Raw genomic sequence first — 22,999 nt, 5'->3', positions numbered from 1 at the left:
GATCCACATTTCATTGTTTCTATATAAATTTATATAGAAGCGTGCAAGCTGTGGGTCTTTTTCTTTTGACAAAAACGAATGGCCATTCATTTTACCTCTATCACATTTGGAAGCGTTTAAATTGATTGTGGAGGGATACTATGTCAGCATTTTTAGGAGAGTTAATAGGGACTGCGTTGTTAATCGTACTTGGTGGCGGCGTTTGTGCTGGTGTAAGTTTAAAGAAATCGTTTGCGAAAGATTCAGGTTGGATTGTTATTACAATGGGCTGGGGCTTAGCAGTAGCGGTTGCAGCGTATGCGGTTGGATCAATTAGTGGGGCACATTTGAATCCGGCTTTAACAATAGGATTAGCATTTAAGGGAGCGTTCCCATGGAGTGATGTACCAGGTTATATCGCAGCACAAATGATTGGGGCAATTATCGGGGCAGTTATCGTATATTTACATTACTTACCACACTGGAAAGAAACAGAAGATCCAGGAACAAAGTTAGGTGTATTTGCAACAGGTCCAGCAATTCCGAACACATTTGCAAACCTTTTAAGTGAAATGATTGGAACATTCGTTTTAGTATTTGGTATATTAGCAATTGGTGCAAATAAATTTGCAGATGGATTAAATCCATTTATCGTAGGTTTCTTAATTGTAAGTATTGGTTTATCATTAGGTGGGACAACAGGATACGCAATTAACCCAGCACGTGATTTAGGTCCGCGTATCGCACACTTCTTCCTTCCGATTGCAGGAAAAGGCGGTTCAAACTGGAAGTATGCATGGATTCCAGTAGTTGGTCCAATTTTAGGTGGATCACTTGCAGGTTTATTCCATCAAGTTGTATTTGAAGGAAAGCAAAATTCAGCACTTATTTATGTGATTATCGCAACTGTGATTGTACTAGCAATCTCTTATATGACAAGTAAAAAAAGCGGAAGCAATACAAATAGTAGAAAAGTAGCATAAGGGGGAAACCGATATGAAAAAATATATTCTTTCATTAGACCAAGGAACAACAAGCTCACGCGCAATTCTTTTCAATAAAAAAGGTGAAATTGTTCATTCAGCTCAAAAAGAGTTTACACAACATTTTCCAAAGCCGGGCTGGGTAGAGCATAATGCACAAGAAATTTGGGGATCTATTTTAGCAGTTATCGCAACTTGCTTAAGTGAAGCAGATGTAAAACCAGAACAAATCGCTGGTATCGGTATTACGAACCAACGTGAAACAACGGTTGTCTGGGATAAAACAACTAGTAAACCAATTTACAACGCAATCGTATGGCAATCTCGCCAAACAGCTGAAATTTGTGATGAGTTAAAAGAAAAAGGTTATAGCGAAATGGTTCGCGAAAAAACAGGTCTTTTAATTGATGCATACTTCTCTGGTACGAAAGTAAAATGGATTTTAGATAATGTTGAAGGTGCAAGAGAAAAAGCAGAAAACGGCGATCTATTATTCGGAACAATTGATTCGTGGCTTGTATGGAAACTATCTGGTGGTAAAGCACACGTAACAGATTACTCAAACGCATCACGTACGTTAATGTTTAACATTCACGACTTACAGTGGGATGATGAGCTTCTAGAAATGTTAACAGTACCAAAGAGCATGCTTCCAGAAGTACGTCCATCATCTGAAATTTACGGAGAAACAATTGATTACCACTTCTTCGGCCAAAATGTACCAATTGCAGGTGTAGCTGGTGACCAACAAGCAGCATTATTTGGACAAGCTTGTTTCGGTGAAGGTATGGCGAAAAATACTTACGGAACTGGTTGCTTCATGTTAATGAACACAGGTGAAAAAGCAGTAGCTTCTGAGCATGGTCTATTAACAACAATTGCATGGGGAATAGATGGTAAAGTAAACTACGCATTAGAAGGAAGTATTTTCGTAGCAGGTTCTGCAATTCAGTGGTTACGTGACGGAATGCGCATGTTTAAAGATGCAAGTGAGAGTGAAGTGTATGCGAGTCGCGTTGAATCAACTGATGGTGTATACGTTGTACCAGCATTCGTTGGACTAGGAACACCTTATTGGGATAGTGAAGTACGCGGCGCTATGTTTGGTGTAACACGCGGTACGACGAAAGAGCACTTCATTCGTGCAACGCTAGAATCTTTAGCTTACCAAACGAAAGATGTATTATGCGCAATGGAAGCAGATTCAGGTATTGAACTGAAAACATTACGCGTTGATGGCGGAGCAGTTAAAAATAACTTCTTAATGAAGTTCCAAAGTGATATTTTAGATGTTCCTGTAGAGCGTCCAGTGATCAACGAAACAACGGCTCTAGGTGCAGCATACTTAGCTGGTCTTGCGGTTGGATATTGGAAAAACCAAGATGAAATTAAAGAACAGTGGCATATGGACAAACGCTTTGAACCAACGATGGAAGCGAAAACAAGCGAAGAGCTATATGCTGGATGGAAAAAAGCAATTGAAGCAACAAAAGCTTTCAAATAATCATAAACAGTGTTATAATGGTGACAAGTTAATAATTCGGTAGGAGATTTGGAGAGACCACAACGCGCTATAGAGGCGAAATCTATAGCGGAGTTTGTGGTCTCTTTTTTCGTTATCAAAGGGAGGAATTACCATGAAATTTTCAAGTAAACAACGTAAAGACGTATTAAACGGAGTAAATAAACAAGAGTTAGATGTGATCGTAATTGGTGGAGGTATTACTGGTTCTGGTATTGCATTAGATGGAGCAACACGCGGGTTATCAACAATTGTGTTTGAAATGCAGGACTTTGCAGCAGGTACATCAAGTCGTTCAACGAAGCTTGTACACGGTGGTCTACGTTATTTAAAACAACTTGAAGTGAAAATGGTAGCAGAGGTGGGTAAAGAGCGTGCGATCGTATATGAGAACGGTCCCCATGTAACAACACCAGAGTGGATGTTACTTCCGTTCCATACAGGTGGTACGTTCGGATCATTTAGTACATCAATTGGTCTTCGTGTATACGACTTCTTAGCAGGTGTAAAACGAAGCGAGCGCAGAAAGATGTTTAACCGTGAAGAAACATTAAACAAAGAGCCTCTTGTAAAAAAAGAAGGATTAAAAGGCGGCGGTTACTACGTAGAATATCGTACAGATGATGCGCGTCTTACAATTGAAGTAATGAAAGAAGCAATTGAGCACGGCGCAAAAGCTGTTAACTATGCAAAAGTAGACAGTTTCTTATATAAAGATGGAAAAGTATGCGGTGTACGTGTAATCGATTTACTAGACGGAGAAGTATACGAAGTTTACGGTAAGAAAATTGTAAACGCAGCTGGCCCTTGGGTAGATACACTTCGTGAAAAAGATAACTCGAAAAAAGGAAAAGTACTTCAGTTATCAAAAGGTGTTCACTTAGTAATTGACCAAAAACGTTTCCCATTAGGTCAAGCGATTTACTTCGATACACCAGATAAACGTATGGTGTTCGCGATTCCTCGCGGCGGAAAAACTTATGTAGGTACAACAGATACGTTCTACGATAAAGACGCAGCTGTACCACAAATGACAACAGAAGATCGCACATACATCATTAATGCGATTAACTACATGTTCCCAAGCGTGAAAATTACAGAGAAAGACATTGAATCAAGCTGGGCTGGTGTACGTCCGTTAATTTATGAAGAGGGTAAGAGTGCATCTGAAATTTCTCGTAAAGATGAAATTTGGACTTCTGAATCTGGTTTAATTACAATCGCAGGTGGTAAATTAACAGGATACCGCAAAATGGCTGAAATGGTAGTAGACTACGTAACGAACTTACTACAAAAAGAAGGTCATAGCGCATATCCGAAGAGCGACACGAAACATATGCCAATCTCTGGTGGACATGTAGATGGTTCACACGGATTCCCAGCATTCGTTGCGAAAAAAGCTGGCGAAGGTACGAAATATGGTTTAACAACAGCACAAGCAGAAGAATTCGCGAAATTCTATGGTTCTAACGTTGACGTACTATTTGACTTAGCGAAAAAACATAAAGACGAAGCGAAAGAATACAACATGCCGCTTGACGTTCTAATCCCGCTTGTATACGCAATGGATTACGAAATGACAGCAAAACCAGTTGACTTCTTCGTACGCCGCAGAGGCGCTGTATTCTTCAACATCCACTGGGTATATGAGTGGAAAGAAGCAGTAATCAACTACATGGCTGCGAAACTAGGCTGGAGCAAAGAAGAACAAATGAAATATACAGCAGAACTAGAAAAAGCACTAACAGACGCTGTTATTCCTGTAGATCAACAAGAACAGGCAGCTGCGTTAGCATAAAATAGAGAACCACCTGAAGGGGAGCCTTTAGGTGGTTCTTTTTTTATGGAATATTCTTCTAACTATATTGCATAACGACATATGTTGTTATACGATGTATATAAGGTGGTGGTATTGTTGGACAAAGAAATCTTGAAGGGAAGTATAGATATTTTATTACTTTCTATCATTGCAAAACGTGATACATATGGATATGAAATAGCTCAAAGTTTAAAGGATGCAAGTGAAGATTTGTATAGTATGGGGCAGGGAACTTTGTATCCTGCTTTAAAGAGATTAGAGAAAAAGGAGTTTCTTGAATCTTATTGGAATGAATCTGAGAATGGGATGAAAAGGAAATTCTATACTATTACAGATAAAGGGAAAAAAGAATTGCAGAAGAAAGTGAATTCTTGGGAGAGTGTAACAGCATTAATTCAAGCTTGTCAGAAAGGAGTTATTTATGAGTGAATTTGATGAGTATATTAAGTCTATTTTAGCCTATTCAGAACTTAGTGATATTGAACAGGATGAGTTATTTCTAGAAATGTATGATCACTTGAACAGCTTGAAAGAAGAATATATGGAACAAGGTATGAATGAAAAAGAAGCGATTTATAAAGCGATTCAAAGTTTTGGAGAATCAAAAGTTATTGGCGTAGAGATTAATAAATCGGTATACGAAGTTCCTAGACCATTAAAGGTATTATCAAAAATTTTATGTATTCCTTATATAATCATTTGTTTTATTGTCTTTTTAGGAACGTTTATTTCAACTTCTACATTTGACTCTGTTCGCAGTTTGACAGGTGGGACTGTCTATCATCCCATTGAATTTTGGCAGCAATTTTTACATATATCTGATTTAGAAACGTTATTACAACTTTTTGGAATAACACTTTGGCAAGTTAAAGATTTTATTGCACATCCAGGTCCTTGGGGAAACTCAACTTATTGGTTAAGTGTTTTACAACATATAATATTAGTAGTTCCATTTGGATTTTTCGTTCCAGTGCTGATTAATAAAGTGACTAACTATAAGAAAGCTCGTAAGTGGTATGTTATGACCTTTCTTGTTTGGGAGATATTACATTTACTAACTTTGTCTGATGTTTTTGATGTGTGGCGGATTGCTATAAATATGCTCGGTGCGTCGGTAGGATATCTTTTATTTATAAGCATGATACAAATAGATAATAAATTTAGGATAATGCGCAAGAAGATATTTGAAAATTAGCTTGCTATTCTGTAGTTTAAATTATACAAATTTAGTTTGATGGTAATAGAGTATTGCTGAAAACATAGGTGCTATATAGTGAGAGGATTTTTTATATTCGTAATAGGTGTTGTTCCTTGTTTACTCATTGTTATGAAGCGGGTACATAATCCGTCTTTATTGGTGCTATAAATGATGAGAGCGGCACAGCTGAACTTGAAAAAGTCTAGCTGCGTTAGCGTAAAATAGAGAACTACCTGAAGGGGAGCCCTTTAGGTAGTTTTTCTCTTGACTAAAAATAAATAAAATGTGTTACAATAATGATAGAGTATGTAGTGTGAATTTTGCATAAAATAAAAAAGACAGAAGCCTGAGAAACTTCTGCCTTGTGTAACCTAACTTGCTATTGTGGTGGTAGTAGGTGCGGTTATAAGACAATTACATTAACGTTTTAGCCGAGAACCGCCCTTACCTTTTCCACGAAGCAGGGTGGTTCTCGCTTTTTTGTATACAGAAATTAGCCACGGACCAACGTATCTTCTACCGATGACAACGCCAGCTCCGGTTAGGATACCATACACTAATTTAATTATAAACATCGCGATTATATTATCACCTCCCCCCTTTTTTCAAAATGGAAGAGATGATTGCCACACCTACTAGTTATAGCTTATTAAGTTACGTATTCATTGTATTATGTTTTAAAATAGGGAACAAGATATATGGATGAAAATTCCTGTTTTTAAGCAGAACATTAGTGTCAGGGGACAAGAAGTAAATAAATATTTATAAAAAAACGGTATGGACATTACCATCCGTATTTTTTTATGTATTTATAAAACTTTTCCATACAGTGCGTCGTCTAATATATGGGAAGGAGGAAATGATGTGGATGAATTAACGATAGAAGCGTTTGAAATAGAAGATAAGGAGGACCTTATCGACGAAATAATGAACAAGTATGGACAAGAAGTCCTGCAGCTTGTGTATTCGTATGTGAATAATAAAGAGGTTGCGGAGGATGTAACGCAAGATATATTCGTGAAATGCTATAAATCTCTTCATACATATAAAGGGAATTCGAATGTGAAAACATGGTTATGGAGAATTGCAATCAATCAATGTAAGGACTATATAAAAAGTTGGTATAACAAAAAAGTTATCGTTACAGAGGATGACTTTACGTATATGGAGAGTCAAAAAGAAAGTGTCGAACAAACAGTTATTCAAAATGCTGAGGATAGTAGGTTGGCTTCTGCGGTAATGAATTTACCGATAAAATATCGAGAAGTCATTTATCTATTTTATTATGAGGAATTATCAATTAAAGAGATTGCTACAGTAATAGAAGTAAAGGAAAACACGATAAAAACGAGACTGAAAAAAGCGAAGGAGCTTTTGAAGGAAGGATTGGAGGAATAATCGAATGGAAGGTCGATTAAAAGGCTTGCGAAAATCAATGGAGAACACAACGTTTAAACATTTGAGTTTTTCTGATCGGCACCAAAAGCGGGTGCACGAAAAAATCAATCAATCGTCCGAAAAGGAAGAAGACATCCTTTTAGCAGTGTTGCAACTTCTTATGAATGAAAAAACAGGTTATGAATTGATGCAGTTACTGCGGGGGAGAGGAATTCAAAAATTCGAAGGTGATGAAGGATCTCTATACACTTTATTGCATCGTCTAGAACAGAATCGCTTTATCCAATCTAGCTGGGATCATGCGGGAGCTAAATATTATCAATTAAATGATAAAGGAAACAAGATGCTGCGAAAGGCAGAGAAGAATGCTACGAAGGCACGATTTATATTAAAAGGATTAGTACAGGAGTGAGGCGGAATTGAACAAAAAAGGGGAGCGTTTTGTAAGCGAAGTTACGAATCATATTAAATCAAAAGAAGCGAAGAGCTTTGTAGCAACGGAACTAGATTTTCACCTAAAACAGGCGAAGAACACATGGATAGAAAAAGGTTTGAGTGAGGAAGTCGCTGAAAATAAAGCGGTGGAACAAATGGGAAGTCCGATTAAACTAGGGCAAGAACTTAATAAACTTCATAAGCCAAAGGTGGATTGGTTTTTACTTATTTTATTAGTGGCTGCTATGGGGTTAGGTTTTTTACCGGTTTTTGTTTTTGAATATACGAATGAAGTAATGATAAATAAGGTGATATTTATTATTCTCGGTGTTGTAACAGCGATTGGGATGATGTTACTTGATTATCGGAAATTAGAGAGAATGGGATGGTTGTTTTATATAATCGGAGTAGTTGTCCTGTTAATACTATACTGTTTTTCAAACGCTTCAATGATTGGAGAACCGTTAATACAAATCGGTCCAATTGCAATTGACTGTCTAATGGCAGTGCCTTTCTTTTTTCTAGCTTGGGCTTCTTTTTTTAATAATAGTAGGTTAAAGATTATACATCTTGTGGTTTTATATTTATTTTCTTTGTACTTATTTTTGATTGTATCCACCCTTTCGTCAATTTTTATCTATATTACGATGGTATTCGTTATGCTTTGGTGGAGTAAGCTAGGAAAGAAAACGTCGTTGATTATTACGGTTGTACCTATTTGTTTATTTATTATTAAGGTATCCGTATCATGGTCTTCAGGATACCACTTAGATAGACTTTTAGGGTATTTAAATCCTGAGAGTGATGCAGGTGGCGCAGGATTTATGTATATACGATTAAAAGAGGTAATGTCATCAGCAGGTTGGTTTGGTACATATGGAGATATGAAATTCATTCCTGCTCCGGATACTGATTTTGTATTTGCAAGTTTGACTTACTATTATGGGTATTGGCTTGCATTAATTCTTGTCTTCGTTCTTTCTCTTTTTGTAGCAAGATTAATAGTCATCTCTTATAAAATAAATGATCGGTACGGTAAATTGCTACTCGTTGGTGGATTGACTCTTTTTGTATTCCAGTTCATTTATAATGTTGGAATGATACTAGGATTATTGCCGCTTGCTGCTATATCCTTACCTTTTATTAGTTACGGATTAACGCCGACTGTATTTCATGCGCTTATAATGGGGATTGTGCTGAGTGTATATAGGCGTAAGGGTATTTCATTCAGGATTAGAAAGACACCTTGATACTTATATAAGTTGCATATAAAAGAATTCATTATTATGATCAAGTAAAAACGTAAATAGATAGTAGAAGAGGGGTATGATAAATACTCCTCTTTTCGTGTTTAAATAAGTGTACTCTCTTTAACAGAAATACATAATTCAGAACGAGATATCGATTCAGTTAGTTGTTGTAAATAGGAGTATTCTTCCGCATCTTTTTTGGAAGTGTCAGGATCTAATGAAGGTGAGGATAGAAGTACGTCAATCGTAAGAATGTCTGCATCGTGAGAAGTGATGTGATAACCTGCAAATACAGGGCGTTTTATGAAATTTAAGTAAGTGCGTGTTTGCATGCGTATCACTATTTTATGTACAATAAAAGAAAAGCCTCTTATGAGATGGGGAGAGAAAATTTCATGTCCAGCCAACAATTAGTGAATTTACGCATTGATTTTGCTTTTAAACAATTATTTGGCACAAGTGGAAATGAAGATATTTTAATTGCTTTTTTAAATGCGATGTTACAGGATTCTTTAGAATCACCCATTGTTTCGTTACAATTTGCAGATCCACATTTACACAGGGAACATGAAGAAGATAAGTTATCTATCTTAGATATTTCAGCTACATTAGACACAGGAACAAAAGTCAATGTAGAAATACAACTCAATAATAATCATGATATGATTAAACGCAGTTTATATTATTGGGGAAGGCTATACACAGCTCAACTTCAAAAGGGAATGCCATACAGCTCTCTTCATAAAACAATTACAATCAATTTGTTAAATTTCGTTATGTTTCCTGAATACGAGGCATTCCATACAACAGGAGTTTTATGGAATCGACAACAACATAAAATATTGAGTAGTGATATCGAAGTTCACATCGTAGAGATTTCGAAACTTATGCAACAGTGGCGGAATGAACAAGTAAATCCTTGGGAAGATTTGTTTGTTCGTTGGTTATTATTACTTCCGGCAAACGAGGATGAACAACTAACCCAAACATTGGAGGACATTGCGATGAACCAAGATCCGATTTTACAAAAAGCGATGAATAAATGGGAGCGTATGAGTCAAGATTCTTCTTTCCGACAAGCATATGAGGCAAGAGAGAAAGCTTTGATGGATGAAGCCGCAAAGTTCGCTCATGCTCGTAATGAAGGAAAGAAAGAGGGAATTGAAGAAGGTAAGATTCAATTAATTCGTGGAATGCATAAAAATGGAATGCCAATCGAAGATATTGCAAAGTTTACAAATTTACGTTTAGAAGAAATACGAAGCATTTTACAAGTCTAAATGATAAAAAGAACACCTCCATTGAATTTGCATACTTAGTATGCGAATTCGGGAGGTGTTTTAATATGTGTCCCGTTTTCGGGGGTCACTTCCATCATTAAGGTGTTTTCATTATAAGCTCAAAACTCTCCGAATCAGCCCCAAGTATAAAAGGACTAACTTCGCCAACGCTATAAAGTTGCAGTTCATGCATTGCGCGCGTACAAGCAGTGTAGAACAATCTACGAACGCTCTCGTCGCTGTACACATCTTTAGAAGCATCGTAAATAATAACAGCATCAAATTCGATACCTTTTGCTAAGTAAGCAGGGATCACGACAATGCCTTGCTCATACTCGGCTGAGTTACTCTTCACGAGTTTAATATTATCGATATGATTAAGTGCTTCGTATGCAGCTGCGCTTTCAGCTGCAGATTTACATATAATTGCGATCGTATTGTGCTGCTCTTTTTGTAGTTCAGCAACTTTGGCAATAATACGTTCGTGCAGTTCGTTGATATTCGATACTTTCGTCACTGTAGGTTTCTCGCCGTCACGTTCAAAGGTGTGAATGTTCTTGCCTTCCGGTACGAGAGCACGTGTAAATTCAATAATCGGTTTTGTTGAGCGATAGCTACGAGTTAAGTTAATGCCGTTTGTTTCGTCTGGACCGTATAAATTTGTAAGTGTATCGAAATTAACCGTTTCACTCGCATGAGCAAATATCGCTTGGTTAAAGTCTCCGAGTACCGTCATTCTTGCGGCAGGGAAGAGACGTTTTAAAAACTCGAACTGAAACGGAGAATAATCTTGCGCTTCGTCTACGAGTACGTGTTTAATCGATCTGTTCGTTTGGAAGCCTTCAATTAATTCTTTTAAAAGTAAGAATGGAGTCGCATCCTCGTAATATAGTTTTCCTTCATCAAGCATGTTTACTGTTAAGGAGCAAATGTCATCCCACTCTTTCGGTTTTTTCTCAGTAACCCATGATGCATCTGTGAAGAGTTGTTTATATATGCCTGTGAAATTGATAAAGCGTAATGTTTGAACACCTTTACGAAGGGGCTTCAATTTTTTACGGACAATCATACGTCCAAGTACTCTCGTTTCTTTTTCAAAATCATTAAAGGAGTTGTCGTCAAACTCTCCTTTTTTCTGCAAATATTTATAAGCTTTTTGGTATTCATCTTTACTAAGTAATTCAATTTCTTCTTCTACCCAAGGCTTTTTCAGTTCTGCTTTTTCAAGTGCATCTATTTGCTTATTTAGCCAATCCGTTAACTTCTCAATTCGACTATGGAAGCGGAGGGAGGAGTCGGTATTGTAAAATTGTTCTGTAATTTCTTTCGCAGAAACAATCAGTTTTCCTCTAAATTTCATTCCTCTAAATAGCATGCCTGAAGATTCAAGAGATTGTCTGTACGCTCTAATCATCTCGAAAAATTGAGTGGATGCTTTAAATCGGATGCTCGCATTTCTCGTTTTATAGGTAGGGCTATTCGTTTCAGTTAACATATATTCTAATTGCTCATAAGGATCTTCAACTTCAAATGACTTACTTAGTCTATGATTCAAATATTCTTGGAATGTAACTTGCTGCATATTTTCTTCACCGAGTTCAGGTAGTACGTTAGAAACGTAGCTATTGAACATAGAGTTAGGAGAGAAGAGAATGATTTGATCTGCTTTTAGCCATTCGCGATATTTATATAGTAAGTAGGCGATTCGTTGCAATGCAGCTGATGTTTTACCACTACCAGCGGCTCCTTGCACGATAAGGAGTCGGCCTTCATCGTGACGGATAATTTCATTTTGCTCGCGCTGAATCGTAGCAACGATGCTTTGCATATGTTTGTTCGTGCCTTTTCCAAGCGCTTGTTGCAAGATTTCATCACCAATTGTAAGGCTCGTATCGAACATAGAATCAATCTCGCCATTTTGAATAATGTATTGTAATTTTTTCTCCACATTACCGTGGATTACGCCGCCTGGTGTACTGTATTCAGCAGGTCCTGGTGGATAATCATAGTACACACTCGAAATAGGTGCGCGCCAGTCATATATAAGGAAGTTTTCTCCGCTTGCATCAGTAAGTGTAGCGACGCCGATATAAATTTGATCCGCGGCAGATTCTCCTTCTTCTTTGAAATCAATTCGTCCGAAATAAGGTGCTTTATGCATACGTCTTAATGCGGCAAGTCGATTAAAGGTGTGCTTATGGGTAATTTGTGTGACAGCTAGTGACTGAGCTTGTTGTCTTAAGTTGATAACTGTTTCAAGATAATCATCGAAAGTATCAGTATTCACTTTCACGTCATCCCAAAAGTGTTTACGAATATTGATTACTTCTGCTCGGCGTCTGCCAGTTTCATTTTCCAGTTTATCAATTTGCTCCGTAATTGTTTCAATTACGGTATCCAATCTTTTTTGCTCTAGATCAAGTTTTTTGTTCATACGGTAAGCACTCCTTTAAAAGTGAAAAATAGAGGTTGACTGAAGATGTATTTTGGTGTACAATTAAGATACGGATAAATACGTTCCTTTTGTTTCGGGAAACGTGTTTCTGTTCTAATTTAACATAGTTTTTTCATTTAATCAATGATAATAAGATAAACCTTGGTTCTACGTGGCGTGGATCAAGGTTTTTTTGTGTTTGAAGAGGGAGTCACGCTTGTTGTCGTTTTTTGTCGGTAAGTCGATATATTTCGAAAATCGCTGATATAATTGGAGTTGCGCTGATATAGTTTGAAAATCGCCGATATAATTGGAGTTGCGGTCGATATATTTGAAAAATCGCCGATATAATTTCATTTACCGAATCTAGATATAACTACCGGGAGAAGAGGAGATAAAAAAAAGCTCGGGCCGAAGCCCAAGCTTTTTTTACTTCATTATTTCTTTTCGTCTTTCTTATCGTCAGCTTTTTTCTCTTCGAAAAGATCTTTTAAATCTTTATCGTCAACTTTTACGTCAGCTTTTTTGATTTCTTTCATCATAAGATCGTTCATAAATTGAGCATCTTGTGTTTTTTCTTGAACTAGTGATTTTTTAATATCAGCTTTTGCTTTATCGAAATTTGCATCTGCGTGATTATCAGTTACTTTGATGATATGGTAACCGAATTGTGTTTTTACAGGTTCGCTTACTTCACCTTTTTTCAACTTTTGAGCTGCTTCTTCAAATTCTTTTACCATTTTCCCTGGTCCGAAGAATCCTAAGTCGCCACCTTTTTCTTTTGAGCCTGTATCTTCAGAGTATTGTTTTGCTAATTCTTCGAAAGATTTACCTTGAGCAAGTTCATCTTTCACCTTTTTAGCAGTTTCTTCATCTTTTACAAGGATATGACTTGCTTTAATTTCTTTTTTATAATCCTCGAATTTTGCTTTTACATCTTTATCAGTAATCGATTGTTCAACCGCTTTTTCTTGAGCTAATTGAGCACGCACACCAGTTTTTATCGTTTCTTCTTTAATACCTTGTTGTTTTAATAGTGTATCGAATTGATCACCGTATTGTTTTTTCATTTCATCGAACTTTTTGTCTACATCTTTGTCTTCAACTTTGTAGTTTTTAATAAGTACTTTTTCCATAACCATGTTGTTTAGTACTTGTTTACCAGCTTGTGTCTTCATTTGATCGTAGAATTCTTCTTTTGTAATGTCACCAGCTTTAGATGTAACAATTTTGTCTGATGATGATGTTCCACATGCTGATAATGCGATTACACTTGTTGCGGCTAAGGCAAGCATAGCTTTCTTCATTCAATAAACACTCCTACTATTATGTATTTTTAATTTATCCTACACCAATGAATTTTGATTCATAAGAGCCCGATTAAGTCTCACTGATACTTTTGCTTTTTTATATTGGTAAAGCGCGCTTAACAGGGCTTACCGTGGCTGAGGATAAAGTTTTGATGAATGTTTTGTTCTATAGTATAAGCAATATGTACAAAATTTAATATATCATATTTCGAACCGTTTTCATATTGATAAAGAAAAATTAACCAGCACGTGTCAGATTTTGAAAGTGTGCCATATTGGGCGCATGCCGCATATACAGAATAGAGGAGGGGATGGGGATGAATTCTCAACTTATTTTATTACTTGTACTGTTTATTTTATTGGTTATTGTAGGTATAATTTGCTTATAGAGGAAAAAAGTGAGGAAGGGGCTTTCCTTCCTCACTTTCCATGAAATATAATTTCTATATAACTAGAAATTAATAAAATTGTTATACATACATTAATAACCCGAAAGACACCGGGCTGGCGGCTCGCAGCTATTTGTTTTCGTTCACACAGTGTATGTGTCATGAAATTCGTGTAAAATATAACAAGAAGTGCGAATGCGACAAAAACAACTGTTATAAGTGTCATGAGGCGAGACCTCCTTTTGGCTAAAATACATATACATATATTGTATCACACGATATTTTGTTCGTGTTACAAAATTCAGAAATAGAAGACTTTGTGTTAGAAAGTGAGGGAGAAAATGGACGTTGTTAGAAGATTAGAACAAGCTGAATACTATGTAGACTTATTATTTAAAATGATTGATGAAGAGAAGTGTCCATTTTATTCTTTGATCATAAAGAAAAAAGCTCGTAAAAAAGATATTGAACGTATACTAAATCTTTGTGAAAAACTGAACGAGCAATATGTAGTGGAGAAAGCAGAAGGGCTTCTTTTGTTCGATGCGCTGTTAGATCAATTTGAAAAAGCGCTTCCACATCAGCTCGAAGTACACGAAACTGCGGAAGCGCTAGCAAAACAAGGTTTATTTAAGCCGCTTATGAATGAATTCTTAAGCATGATTGCGAAAAAATAAAGAGATTATTTCTTAACTAACTTTTGATCGGATTCTGTAAAGTTCTCTTCAATATCTTCTAATGATTTCTCAAAAATATCGATAAAGTCTTGTCCGTAAATGTTACGCAGGATTGCAATCAGTTCGATATTTTCTGGGAACTTCCCATAAAAATTACGAAGTGCAAGAGCCCCATTAAACACTGAATTATTTTCAGGGTCATACTCTTCCATTAAGCGAAGTAGTAATTCTTCCCCTTTGTCTGTAATTTCAATGTACGTATTTCGTTTATCATCTTCCTTTTTCGAGAATACAAGATAGCCGCGTTCTTCCAGCTTTTTCGAGAAGTTAAACGCTGTTGATACGTGCATAACTCCAAACTTAGCAATCTCAGAAATAGAAGCCCCTTTTAAATGATAAGCGATTGTTAAAATATGATGTTCATTAATATTTAAATCGTAAGGTTTAATCCACTGCTGCCAATCTTTCTCTACACATTTCCATAACGCTTTCGATAATTGAGCAATGCGTTGGCTGAAAATCATCGCTTCTTTTACCGAGTAATCTTTTTCTCCACTTTTCATTTACTCACCCACTTTAACATTCTTTTTTCATTACTATCTATTATGCCAGTAAAATAAAAATTAATAAAGTCTTTTTGTGAGAATTGTGAAAATTTTTCGGAAAAATGACATTCTATACAAATCATGCATAACTATGGAAGCGTTTTATGAGTCGTGAATACATACGTTGTCCTTACATGTTAAGTGATAACATATATTGTAAATGCATAAAAACACGGCATATCTATACGATATGCCGTGTCAAGGTCAATTTATATAAAAAATATTTGTTATATGCAAAAAACTAAGCAGGAATTTGTTTACGCTTTTTCTGGAACAGCTTCTTGTAGTTTCTCAATTGACTTTTGGATGTCCAAAATTTCTTTCTCAATATGGCGCTTGTTTTGAGAAATATCTTGCTTCCAGTTAGAAAGCGTGTCTTGCATGTCATCTTTTAATTCTTGAAACACTTCTTTACCTTCTGAAGCAGTTTCAACAATTTGACGCTTTAATAATTTCGTATCAGCTGTAATATCAGCTAAAGTCTTTTTAATATCATTTCCTTTTTCTTTTAACTTGCCGCGCATGTCTTTACCAGAAGAAGGAGTTGAGAAAAGAACAGCTAGTCCAGCAACTGCTCCGCCGCAAATAACACCTGTAATAAAGGATTTAGCTTTTGACATAAAAGGAGACCTCCTTATTTTTTGTTCGTATTCATGATGGGAAAAATATGCATATCTTTCTTATATGTGCTATGCACAAACAATCATCCCTGAGCATTTTAAGTAAAGAAACAAGCCATGCGGAATTTGATGACTTCAGGGAAGTGGCTTGTTATGTATTACGCCTTCTTATAGTGTCATTATTTCACACTATTTGCAATTGTACTTGCGATGTTTTGTAAATTTTCCATAGTGTATTCATTTTGATGTGATTTCCAAACAGCACCGAAACCATCTTTTTCACCGTAGCGTGGAATTAAATGAAGGTGGAAGTGGAACACAGTTTGTCCAGCTTTTTCACCGTTATTGTTAAGTAGGTTAAAGCCAACTGGATTAAACTCTGCTTTAATCGCATTTGCGATTTTTGGAACGACAGAAAAAATGTGTGATGCGATTTCTGGCGTTAACGCAAAAATGTCTTGTTTGTGAACTTTTGGAATAACAAGAGTATGTCCTTTTGTTACTTGACTAATATCTAAAAATGCAAGCACATGTTCATCTTCGTATACTTTTGAGCAAGGGATTTGCCCGTCAATGATTTTACAAAAAATACAATTGTCTGCTGTATGATTCATTGATCTCATCCTTTCAAATATCCTTAGCCGTATTTTACCATAATTACATAAGAGAACAAACACGAAAAACAGGAAGCTGACTCAGCTTCCTGTTTTCTGAAGAGGGATTGAAAAAGCATTATCGTAATTTACGTTTCGCAGACACCTCATTTATTTAAGAAATGCACGGTAAATCGGCTAAAGTTTCTGCCGTAGACACCCCATTTTCAAGTGAAATGAATTGCAATCTTTTTTAAAATGAAATTGTTTATTTTTTAAAACAGTATATGCTCTTTCAGAGACACCCCGTTTCGAAAATGAAACAAATGATCTGGTTATGTGTAAATTTCATTGTCCAACTTGGACACCCCATTTCATGATGACTTCACTATGTTGTTGTACTCATCAATTGGTGGTTGCTTTTTCAATGTGTTCCTTCTTCAATAATTATGATGTCCGCTTTCGGAAAAATATATGCTAATAAATTTAAAAATTTTTTTTGAGTACATGGATACTATGTAGTACAGCATAATTTTTGGTAAGATGAATATAGAATGAATACTAATGAAGAAAGTGGTGTCGTATGAGCGAGTTATTGCGTGTAGAAAATGTTACAGGAGGATATACGAAACGACCTGTATTAAAAGACGTTTCGTTCTCTGTTAATAAAGGCGAACTTGTCGGCTTAATCGGTTTAAATGGAGCTGGTAAAAGTACGACGATTAAACATATTATCGGTTTAATGGAACCGAAAAAAGGAACTGTCACAATTAATGGGAAAACAATTCGTGATGATATGACAGCGTACCGTTCTAGCTTTTCATTCATTCCGGAAACGCCAGTATTATATGATGAATTAACGTTAGAAGAGCATTTGAAATTAACAGCTATGGCGTATGGCGTTGATGAAAAACAATATGAAGAACGTGTAGGACAACTACTACAAGAGTTTCGTATGAAAAATCGTTTAAAATGGTTTCCATCTCATTTCTCAAAAGGAATGAAACAAAAAGTAATGATTATGAGCGCATTTTTAGTGGAGCCATCTCTTTACATAGTAGATGAACCTTTCGTTGGATTAGATCCGTTAGCGATTCAATCCCTTCTTCAAATGATGGACCAAATGAAAAAGAGTGGTGCCGGTATTTTAATGAGCACACATATTTTAGCGACGGCAGAGCGTTATTGTGATTCGTTCATTATTTTGCATCAAGGTGAAGTAAGAGCGAAGGGAACGCTATCTGAACTGCAATCACAGTTTAATATGCCAGGTGCAACGTTAGATGATATTTACATCGCGCTAACAAAGGAAGAAGATTATGAATAGCACAGCGTTATGGAAAGAACGATTTCGTCACTTTCTAAAAGAAGTTCGTACATATAGTAAATACGTATTTAATGATCATTTGAAATTTATTTTCGTGTTCATCATCGGTGCGGGAGCGTACTATTACCAGCAATGGTTACAAACGTTAACACCTTCGTTTCCGGCGGCGCTCGTAATGGCAGTATTAATTGGACTCGTGTTAACGGCTGGATCCATTCAAACATTATTAAAAGAAGCAGATCTCGTTTACTTACTGCCAGTTGAAGAAAAGTTAAAACCTTACTTCACAAAGGCATTTCTTTTTACATTTATGATCCAGTTATACATAATCGCAATCGTAGCAGCTGCGCTTGCTCCGTTATACTTCCAGCAAATGAAGCAAACAGGAGCTGGCTACATATGGATCGTACTTGCATTTGTCATTGTAAAAGCGTGGAATTTATTTGTAGCGTGGGAAAAGTCATTTTTAACAGATCAAAATATACAAAGAGCGGATTGGTTCATTCGCTTTATCCTAAACGGTTTATTTGTATATTTCCTTGTAGAACGTACTTCAGTTCTTTTCATTGGTGGAATCGTCCTTCTCATGGTGTTATACCTTGCTATCATGCATCAAATGGCAAAGGGAAAGCCACTAAACTGGGAGTATTTAATTTCTGAAGAAGGTAAGAAGATGATGCTGCTGTACCGCATCGCGAACATGTTCGTTGATGTACCAGCATTAAAAGAAAGAGTAGCACGCAGAAAATGGCTCGATTTCATTCTTTCGATAATCGGTGAAAAGCGTACATATTTATACTTATATACGAGAACATTTTTACGATCTGGTAACTATTTTGGATTATATGTGCGTTTGCTCGCTCTTGGAGGAGTTATTCTTTACTTCATTCCATTTTTATACGGGCGATTTATCGTAAGTTTTATCTTCCTATATTTAATCGGCTATCAGCTCTTAACTTTATGGAAACATCACCGCATGAAAATTTGGCTTGATTTGTATCCAGTACGGGGAGAAGAGAAGAAGAAAGATTTTCTTACTTTATTAAACGCGGTTCTAATCATCGGGAGCGTAATCTTTACAGTTATATTTGCACTAGCAACGAAAGATTTCATGATGACAGGAATTTTACTTATCGTAAGCATATTATTTAGTATCGGTTTTGTTTACCAATACGGGGCGAAGCGCATTGAGCGTTTAAATTGAAAGGAATGAACCTATGATTACATACGAAGAGAAGGTTATAAAAGAATTGGAGCAGTGGAAAGCTACATTCATGAAAGATTCTTCTATGATGACACGGTTCTCCAAAAAAGTGCAGACGAAAGTGCAACAGCTCATTCCGGCGAAAGTACAAAAAGTGCTAACAGAGACGATCCGGATGATGGTGCAAACGATCAGCGCCGGGTCAAACTTTATAAAGCCGAAGCTAAAAGAGACGACATGGTCACTGCAAAGACGTGACGATGAAGTACGTAAAAAAATGGATGAGTACAAAAAAATAGCAGCGGCAGAAGGGGCAGGGACGGGGGCTGGCGGTATTCTCCTCGGTCTTGCTGACTTTCCGCTTTTACTCGGCATTAAAATTAAATTTTTATTCGATGCAGCAACGTTGTACGGATTTGATACGAGTAAACAAGAAGAGCGTCTTTTTATCCTTCACGTTTTCCAACTCGCCTTTTCAAGTGACAATCACAGAAAAGAAATATGGAAAGCAATTGAAACGTGGGATACAGAAAAAGAAAATCATATGGACTGGGAAAAGTTCCAAACAGAATACCGAGACTATATCGATTTAGCAAAAATGCTTCAGCTCATCCCGGTAATCGGTGCCCCAGTTGGCGCATATGCGAACTATCAATTGCTGCAAAGACTTGGAGAAGTGACGATGAATTGTTATCGTATGCGATTGCTGAATAGGGATTAAAACAAGGCGTCCTACATGTGTAATGTAGGACGCCTTTTCTTAGAAGCCAAGTCCGATATAGCTAACTCCAACTATAATCAATACGATAAAAAGTAAAATGATTAATGAAAATCCGCTCTTACCAGCTTGTCCTGCTTCACCGCCGCCATTACCACCACTACCGCCATTACCACCAAGTCCCATATGATATCCTCCTTATTGTTATATGTTGCTTTTACTGTATAACTTTCTGTAATTTCCAATAAACACCTTCTAGAACGCTAACTAAATTGAAAATCATTTCGTTTTATTTTATAATTTACTTACCGACCGGTAAGTAAAAACAAGTGAGGTACAGTATGACGAAGAATTTACAAACATCGCAAAACATTGTAGAGGCATCATTTAAACTTATGGCAGAACACGGCATTGAGAAGATGAGTCTTTCCATGATTGCGAAAGAGGTAGGTATTTCAAAACCGGCTATTTATTATCATTTTTCTTCTAAAGAAGCGTTAATCGATTTTTTATTTGAAGAAATTTTCTCTGGATATCATTTCGTGAGTTATTTCGATAAAGAGCAATATACGAAAGAAAACTTTGCAGAAAAGTTAATTGCTGATGGTTTACATATGCTCTCTGAATATGAAGGGCAAGAAGGGATATTACGCGTTATCAACGAATTTATCGTAACTGCATCGCGAAATGAAAAGTATCAGAAACGCTTATTTGAAATACAAGAAGATTTCTTAAATGGTTTCCACGATTTATTGAAGAAAGGCGTAGAACTTGACGTAGTGTCACAACATGAAACGGAAGAAAATGCTCATACGCTAGCACTCGTGATCGATAATATGAGCAACTATATGCTCATGGGATTCCAGTTAAAGTATAAAGAAATTTGGATTCGAAATGTGAAAAACGTCATGAAGGAGGAGTAAAAATGAAAATGCAAAAAAACTGGTGGCTCGGTTTTCTTGGATTTATTGGGGTTTATAAAATACCAGGTATGATTGAAGCTTTTCAAGCGGATGGAAATTGGATGAAGTTAATCGGTTTCATTTGGCTACTTTGGTTCGGATATTTTATTCCTGAGAAGAAAGAAGATTAAATTTCAATTTTCTGTAAAGTTACGTAAAATATAGATTGAGAGAATTCATATATTAGATTACTAGATTTGGAGTGGTTACATGGATCCATTGAAAAATGAAATTCACCCTGACATGGTCAAGGTGTGGAAAGTTCGTGCTGTAATTGAAGAAGGAATCGGTATACTCGTTATTTTAGCTTACCTTTTCCTCATGATAAAGTTTGATTGGTGGGCGTGGATTTTGTATGTGATGATTGGGCTAACAGTTGTGTTCGCACCATTTGCGTACTTCTTATTCCCGAAACTACGTCAACGTTATTACAGCTACCAACTAAATGAAGAAGAACTTGAAATTCAGCATGGTCTTTTTGTCATAAAGCGCGTATTAGTACCGATGATTCGTGTGCAGCACGTAACGATTGAACAAGGACCAATTATGAGAAAATATGGCTTAGCAGAATTACACATTTCAACGGCAGCAACTTCTCACAGCATCCCAGGCTTAACGATGTATGAAGCAGAAATGTTGAAAACGAAAATCGCAGAATTAGCGAAAGTGAGTGATGAGGATGTATAAGAGGCAGCATCCAATCACGATGTTATTAGAATTAAAAATAACAGATTTTATACCACTCATTATTTTCATGTTTAGCTTAAACGGAAAATTCCCGTTTTGGTATTTAATTCCTGCAGCATTTGGTTTACTCACCGTTTTTTCAGCATTTGAAAAATGGTATTACACAACATATTGGGTTGAAAATAACGTATTACATGTGAAAAAAGGTCTCTTCGTGAAAAAGGAAAGCTACTTAAATAAAGAACGTGTTCAAACGATTAATACAAGTTCTAACGTACTATATCAAATGCTCGGTTTGAAAAAAATTCAGATTGAAACAGCTGGTGGGGGCGATGAAGCAGAAGTTAGCTTAGCTGGTATTACGGCAGAAGAAGCGGCGGAGCTTATTGCTTTGCTAAATGAGCCAACTCCAGAAGTGAAAGCAGAAGGAACGTTAGACGAAGCAACAGAAAATGTAGTAGAAAAAGCAATTGTTACAGAGGAAAAACAAACGACAGAATATAAATTAACTTGGAAAGAGATTTTATTAGCATCTGTTACATCTGGTCAATTTGGACTATTATTCTCTTTAATCTTTTTCGTTTATCACCAAGTAGATAAGTACATTCCGAAATGGATAGAGAATGGCGTAAAGTCGTATGTAATGGAACATGATATATATGGCTGGATTTTCATGGTAGCCATTTTACTCGTTCTTTCTTGGATTATATCTACAATCGGTTACGCGTTAAAACATGGCGATTTCACAGTGAATCGAAGAAATGACGAAGTTCGCATTTCACAAGGATTACTTGAGAAAAAAGAGCTCGTACTAAAATTGCATCGTATTCAAGGTATTACGATAAAAGAAAGTATTTTACGCCAACCATTCGGTTATTGTGCTGTGCAAGTAGAAGTCATTCAAAGTAAAGGAATGGGTGACGAAAAAGAAAAGGTTACACTGCACCCAATCATTCGAAAAGATCGAGTACAACAGTTACTCGCCCATTTACAATTACCATACGAACTGAATGCAAACATTATTGCATTACCAAAAGCAGCATTGCGCCGCTATCTCATTGATAGTTTTATCTTCTTCGCAATGCTAGCAATCCCGCTTCTTGGAATAAGTATATACTCTGAAAAGCACTTCATCATGTGGGCATTAATTCCGCTCGCAATCCTTATCTTTACACTTGGATACGCAACATTTAAAACAAATGGCTACAGTGTTAACGGAGAACAAATTACACTTGTCTATCGTAGCGTCGGAAAATATACAGGACTTATTAGAAGAAGACACGTCCAATCAATGGAGAAGACACAATCATATTTTCAGCGCCGTGCGGATTTATGTACGTATAAGTTTTCGAGTGCATCATCTAGTTACAAAATAGAGCATACGAGAGTAGAAGATGCGGGGAGAATGCAGGATTGGTATAAGAAGAAGTTAAGTGAGAATTAACCAGAGAAAGCTTGCCTATTATGAAAGGCAGGCTTTTTTGTTATAGGGAAAAGATTGGTTTAATCCATATATTAGTACAACTACAGTATATGAAAAAAGGTAATTAGCTTCTATATTAAGGGAAATCTATGGGGTTTTTGATATAAATGGTATACTAAAATATAA

Annotated in this window: 25 protein-coding genes and 1 pseudogene; 17 read left to right on the top strand and 9 right to left on the bottom strand. The window is 36.4% G+C overall.

The features are described 5' to 3' along the window. Nucleotides 1-140 precede the first annotated feature (140 nt). The 5 genes from glpF (at nucleotide 141) to D1166_RS01790 (ending at nucleotide 5,498) form a co-directional block, all read left to right on the top strand. A complete protein-coding gene (gene glpF / locus D1166_RS01810) occupies nucleotides 141-962 on the top strand; it encodes a glycerol uptake facilitator protein GlpF (RefSeq protein WP_001272195.1) in 822 nt (273 codons plus the stop codon). A gap of 13 nt (nucleotides 963-975) precedes the next feature. Continuing rightward, the gene (gene glpK, locus D1166_RS01805) at nucleotides 976-2,466 is read left to right on the top strand and encodes a glycerol kinase GlpK (protein WP_000760011.1); all 1,491 of its coding nucleotides are present in this window, start codon (nucleotides 976-978) and stop codon (nucleotides 2,464-2,466) included. 133 nt (nucleotides 2,467-2,599) lie between these two features. After that, the gene (gene glpD, locus D1166_RS01800) at nucleotides 2,600-4,282 is read left to right on the top strand and encodes an aerobic glycerol-3-phosphate dehydrogenase (RefSeq protein WP_000672831.1); all 1,683 of its coding nucleotides are present in this window, start codon (nucleotides 2,600-2,602) and stop codon (nucleotides 4,280-4,282) included. A gap of 117 nt (nucleotides 4,283-4,399) precedes the next feature. Further along, entirely contained in the window at nucleotides 4,400-4,732 is a 333-nt protein-coding gene (locus D1166_RS01795) for a PadR family transcriptional regulator (RefSeq protein ID WP_000356630.1), read from the top strand. Then, nucleotides 4,725-5,498: a VanZ family protein gene (locus tag D1166_RS01790; RefSeq protein ID WP_001288383.1), complete on the top strand. Its 774-nt coding sequence runs from the start codon at nucleotides 4,725-4,727 to the stop codon at nucleotides 5,496-5,498. The genes D1166_RS01795 and D1166_RS01790 overlap by 8 nt, the downstream gene beginning before the upstream one ends. Nucleotides 5,499-5,920: 422 nt before the next feature. Here the strand turns inward: D1166_RS01790 and D1166_RS31130 are convergent, their stop codons facing one another. Then, entirely contained in the window at nucleotides 5,921-6,076 is a 156-nt protein-coding gene (locus D1166_RS31130) for a hypothetical protein (protein WP_000469930.1), read from the bottom strand. A 289-nt stretch (nucleotides 6,077-6,365) separates the two neighbouring features. Here D1166_RS31130 and D1166_RS01785 point away from each other — a divergent pair, with 289 nt between their 5' ends. The 3 genes from D1166_RS01785 to D1166_RS01775 are packed head-to-tail and all read left to right on the top strand — an operon-like array spanning nucleotide 6,366 to nucleotide 8,584. Further along, nucleotides 6,366-6,899 (top strand): sigma-70 family RNA polymerase sigma factor, encoded by a 534-nt coding sequence (locus D1166_RS01785; RefSeq protein WP_000344007.1) that lies wholly within the window; start codon nucleotides 6,366-6,368, stop codon nucleotides 6,897-6,899. 4 nt (nucleotides 6,900-6,903) lie between these two features. After that, nucleotides 6,904-7,311 carry a PadR family transcriptional regulator gene (locus D1166_RS01780; protein ID WP_000399088.1) on the top strand — a complete coding sequence of 136 codons (408 nt, stop codon included), beginning with the start codon at nucleotides 6,904-6,906 and terminating at the stop codon, nucleotides 7,309-7,311. 7 nt (nucleotides 7,312-7,318) lie between these two features. After that, nucleotides 7,319-8,584 carry an FtsW/RodA/SpoVE family cell cycle protein gene (locus D1166_RS01775; RefSeq protein WP_001034645.1) on the top strand — a complete coding sequence of 422 codons (1,266 nt, stop codon included), beginning with the start codon at nucleotides 7,319-7,321 and terminating at the stop codon, nucleotides 8,582-8,584. 101 nt (nucleotides 8,585-8,685) lie between these two features. On the opposite strand, the pseudogene D1166_RS01770 reads toward D1166_RS01775, so the two are convergent. After that, nucleotides 8,686-8,889, bottom strand: a pseudogene (locus D1166_RS01770) (hypothetical protein); the annotation flags it as partial. A gap of 90 nt (nucleotides 8,890-8,979) precedes the next feature. Here D1166_RS01770 and D1166_RS01765 point away from each other — a divergent pair. After that, nucleotides 8,980-9,864 carry an Rpn family recombination-promoting nuclease/putative transposase gene (locus D1166_RS01765; RefSeq protein WP_000098344.1) on the top strand — a complete coding sequence of 295 codons (885 nt, stop codon included), beginning with the start codon at nucleotides 8,980-8,982 and terminating at the stop codon, nucleotides 9,862-9,864. Between the two features lie 97 nt (nucleotides 9,865-9,961). Here the strand turns inward: D1166_RS01765 and helD are convergent, their stop codons facing one another. The 3 genes from helD to D1166_RS01740 form a co-directional block, all read right to left on the bottom strand. Beyond that, nucleotides 9,962-12,298, bottom strand: coding sequence for an RNA polymerase recycling motor HelD (gene helD / locus D1166_RS01760; protein WP_097861990.1), 2,337 nt, complete (start codon nucleotides 12,296-12,298; stop codon nucleotides 9,962-9,964). Between the two features lie 437 nt (nucleotides 12,299-12,735). Further along, on the bottom strand, nucleotides 12,736-13,605 hold the full coding sequence (gene prsA / locus D1166_RS01750; RefSeq protein WP_118043232.1) for a peptidylprolyl isomerase PrsA: 870 nt from the start codon (nucleotides 13,603-13,605) through the stop codon (nucleotides 12,736-12,738). 423 nt (nucleotides 13,606-14,028) lie between these two features. Then, nucleotides 14,029-14,223, bottom strand: a complete 195-nt coding sequence (locus tag D1166_RS01740) for a hypothetical protein (protein ID WP_000172690.1) — start codon at nucleotides 14,221-14,223, stop codon at nucleotides 14,029-14,031. A 115-nt stretch (nucleotides 14,224-14,338) separates the two neighbouring features. Between D1166_RS01740 and D1166_RS01735 the strand changes: the two genes are divergently transcribed. After that, nucleotides 14,339-14,674, top strand: coding sequence for a DUF1878 family protein (locus tag D1166_RS01735; RefSeq protein WP_000383655.1), 336 nt, complete (start codon nucleotides 14,339-14,341; stop codon nucleotides 14,672-14,674). Between the two features lie 5 nt (nucleotides 14,675-14,679). Here the strand turns inward: D1166_RS01735 and D1166_RS01730 are convergent, their stop codons facing one another. The 3 genes from D1166_RS01730 to D1166_RS01720 all read right to left on the bottom strand — a co-directional run bounded on the left by D1166_RS01730 (nucleotide 14,680) and on the right by D1166_RS01720 (nucleotide 16,513). Then, the gene (locus tag D1166_RS01730) at nucleotides 14,680-15,237 is read right to left on the bottom strand and encodes an HTH-type transcriptional regulator Hpr (RefSeq protein WP_000834924.1); all 558 of its coding nucleotides are present in this window, start codon (nucleotides 15,235-15,237) and stop codon (nucleotides 14,680-14,682) included. A 299-nt stretch (nucleotides 15,238-15,536) separates the two neighbouring features. Beyond that, nucleotides 15,537-15,899 (bottom strand): YtxH domain-containing protein, encoded by a 363-nt coding sequence (locus D1166_RS01725; protein ID WP_000030302.1) that lies wholly within the window; start codon nucleotides 15,897-15,899, stop codon nucleotides 15,537-15,539. A 179-nt stretch (nucleotides 15,900-16,078) separates the two neighbouring features. Beyond that, the gene (locus D1166_RS01720) at nucleotides 16,079-16,513 is read right to left on the bottom strand and encodes an HIT family protein (RefSeq protein WP_001016835.1); all 435 of its coding nucleotides are present in this window, start codon (nucleotides 16,511-16,513) and stop codon (nucleotides 16,079-16,081) included. Nucleotides 16,514-17,075: 562 nt separating this feature from the next. Here D1166_RS01720 and ecsA point away from each other — a divergent pair. The 3 genes from ecsA to ecsC are packed head-to-tail and all read left to right on the top strand — an operon-like array spanning nucleotide 17,076 to nucleotide 19,744. Further along, nucleotides 17,076-17,819: an ABC transporter ATP-binding protein EcsA gene (gene ecsA / locus D1166_RS01715; protein ID WP_001292603.1), complete on the top strand. Its 744-nt coding sequence runs from the start codon at nucleotides 17,076-17,078 to the stop codon at nucleotides 17,817-17,819. Next, complete coding sequence (ecsB, locus tag D1166_RS01710) at nucleotides 17,812-19,023, top strand: ABC transporter permease EcsB (protein WP_097856628.1); 1,212 nt, start codon at nucleotides 17,812-17,814, stop codon at nucleotides 19,021-19,023. The genes ecsA and ecsB overlap by 8 nt, the downstream gene beginning before the upstream one ends. A gap of 13 nt (nucleotides 19,024-19,036) precedes the next feature. Next, on the top strand, nucleotides 19,037-19,744 hold the full coding sequence (gene ecsC, locus D1166_RS01705; protein WP_097856627.1) for an ecs operon protein EcsC: 708 nt from the start codon (nucleotides 19,037-19,039) through the stop codon (nucleotides 19,742-19,744). 39 nt (nucleotides 19,745-19,783) lie between these two features. Here ecsC and D1166_RS01700 read toward each other — a convergent pair whose 3' ends face one another. Continuing rightward, nucleotides 19,784-19,927, bottom strand: a complete 144-nt coding sequence (locus D1166_RS01700) for a YjcZ family sporulation protein (RefSeq protein ID WP_097856626.1) — start codon at nucleotides 19,925-19,927, stop codon at nucleotides 19,784-19,786. A 155-nt stretch (nucleotides 19,928-20,082) separates the two neighbouring features. On the opposite strand from D1166_RS01700, the gene D1166_RS01695 reads away from it, so the two are divergent. The 4 genes from D1166_RS01695 to D1166_RS01685 all read left to right on the top strand — a co-directional run bounded on the left by D1166_RS01695 (nucleotide 20,083) and on the right by D1166_RS01685 (nucleotide 22,834). Beyond that, nucleotides 20,083-20,664, top strand: a complete 582-nt coding sequence (locus D1166_RS01695) for a TetR/AcrR family transcriptional regulator (RefSeq protein WP_000164831.1) — start codon at nucleotides 20,083-20,085, stop codon at nucleotides 20,662-20,664. A gap of 2 nt (nucleotides 20,665-20,666) precedes the next feature. Next, nucleotides 20,667-20,834, top strand: a complete 168-nt coding sequence (locus D1166_RS31125) for a hypothetical protein (RefSeq protein ID WP_000783813.1) — start codon at nucleotides 20,667-20,669, stop codon at nucleotides 20,832-20,834. Nucleotides 20,835-20,913: 79 nt separating this feature from the next. Further along, complete coding sequence (locus D1166_RS01690; RefSeq protein WP_097856625.1) at nucleotides 20,914-21,390, top strand: PH domain-containing protein; 477 nt, start codon at nucleotides 20,914-20,916, stop codon at nucleotides 21,388-21,390. After that, nucleotides 21,383-22,834 carry a PH domain-containing protein gene (locus D1166_RS01685; RefSeq protein WP_097856624.1) on the top strand — a complete coding sequence of 484 codons (1,452 nt, stop codon included), beginning with the start codon at nucleotides 21,383-21,385 and terminating at the stop codon, nucleotides 22,832-22,834. The genes D1166_RS01690 and D1166_RS01685 overlap by 8 nt, the downstream gene beginning before the upstream one ends. Nucleotides 22,835-22,999 lie beyond the last annotated feature (165 nt).

Source organism: Bacillus sp. ISO11 (genome assembly GCF_003458115.1).
Taxonomy (GTDB): Bacteria; Bacillota; Bacilli; order Bacillales; family Bacillaceae_G; genus Bacillus_A; species Bacillus_A cereus.
This window is presented reverse-complemented; position numbering and strand designations above follow the sequence as displayed.

Excerpts from the sequence above, each read along its gene's own strand:
- D1166_RS01725 (WP_000030302.1), bottom strand. The coding sequence starts at position 15,899 with ATGTCAAAAGCTAAATCCTTTATTACAGGTGTTATTTGCGGCGGAGCA.
- glpF (WP_001272195.1), top strand. The coding sequence starts at position 141 with ATGTCAGCATTTTTAGGAGAGTTAATAGGGACTGCGTTGTTAATCGTA.
- ecsC (WP_097856627.1), top strand. The coding sequence starts at position 19,037 with ATGATTACATACGAAGAGAAGGTTATAAAAGAATTGGAGCAGTGGAAA.
- D1166_RS01765 (WP_000098344.1), top strand. The coding sequence starts at position 8,980 with ATGTCCAGCCAACAATTAGTGAATTTACGCATTGATTTTGCTTTTAAA.
- D1166_RS01685 (WP_097856624.1), top strand. The coding sequence starts at position 21,383 with ATGTATAAGAGGCAGCATCCAATCACGATGTTATTAGAATTAAAAATA.
- prsA (WP_118043232.1), bottom strand. The coding sequence starts at position 13,605 with ATGAAGAAAGCTATGCTTGCCTTAGCCGCAACAAGTGTAATCGCATTA.
- D1166_RS01695 (WP_000164831.1), top strand. The coding sequence starts at position 20,083 with ATGACGAAGAATTTACAAACATCGCAAAACATTGTAGAGGCATCATTT.
- ecsB (WP_097856628.1), top strand. The coding sequence starts at position 17,812 with ATGAATAGCACAGCGTTATGGAAAGAACGATTTCGTCACTTTCTAAAA.
- D1166_RS01730 (WP_000834924.1), bottom strand. The coding sequence starts at position 15,237 with ATGAAAAGTGGAGAAAAAGATTACTCGGTAAAAGAAGCGATGATTTTC.
- D1166_RS01790 (WP_001288383.1), top strand. The coding sequence starts at position 4,725 with ATGAGTGAATTTGATGAGTATATTAAGTCTATTTTAGCCTATTCAGAA.
- D1166_RS01690 (WP_097856625.1), top strand. The coding sequence starts at position 20,914 with ATGGATCCATTGAAAAATGAAATTCACCCTGACATGGTCAAGGTGTGG.
- glpK (WP_000760011.1), top strand. The coding sequence starts at position 976 with ATGAAAAAATATATTCTTTCATTAGACCAAGGAACAACAAGCTCACGC.
- helD (WP_097861990.1), bottom strand. The coding sequence starts at position 12,298 with ATGAACAAAAAACTTGATCTAGAGCAAAAAAGATTGGATACCGTAATT.
- ecsA (WP_001292603.1), top strand. The coding sequence starts at position 17,076 with ATGAGCGAGTTATTGCGTGTAGAAAATGTTACAGGAGGATATACGAAA.
- D1166_RS31130 (WP_000469930.1), bottom strand. The coding sequence starts at position 6,076 with ATGTTTATAATTAAATTAGTGTATGGTATCCTAACCGGAGCTGGCGTT.
- D1166_RS01735 (WP_000383655.1), top strand. The coding sequence starts at position 14,339 with ATGGACGTTGTTAGAAGATTAGAACAAGCTGAATACTATGTAGACTTA.
- D1166_RS01740 (WP_000172690.1), bottom strand. The coding sequence starts at position 14,223 with ATGACACTTATAACAGTTGTTTTTGTCGCATTCGCACTTCTTGTTATA.
- D1166_RS01700 (WP_097856626.1), bottom strand. The coding sequence starts at position 19,927 with ATGGGACTTGGTGGTAATGGCGGTAGTGGTGGTAATGGCGGCGGTGAA.
- D1166_RS01720 (WP_001016835.1), bottom strand. The coding sequence starts at position 16,513 with ATGAATCATACAGCAGACAATTGTATTTTTTGTAAAATCATTGACGGG.
- glpD (WP_000672831.1), top strand. The coding sequence starts at position 2,600 with ATGAAATTTTCAAGTAAACAACGTAAAGACGTATTAAACGGAGTAAAT.
- D1166_RS31125 (WP_000783813.1), top strand. The coding sequence starts at position 20,667 with ATGAAAATGCAAAAAAACTGGTGGCTCGGTTTTCTTGGATTTATTGGG.
- D1166_RS01780 (WP_000399088.1), top strand. The coding sequence starts at position 6,904 with ATGGAAGGTCGATTAAAAGGCTTGCGAAAATCAATGGAGAACACAACG.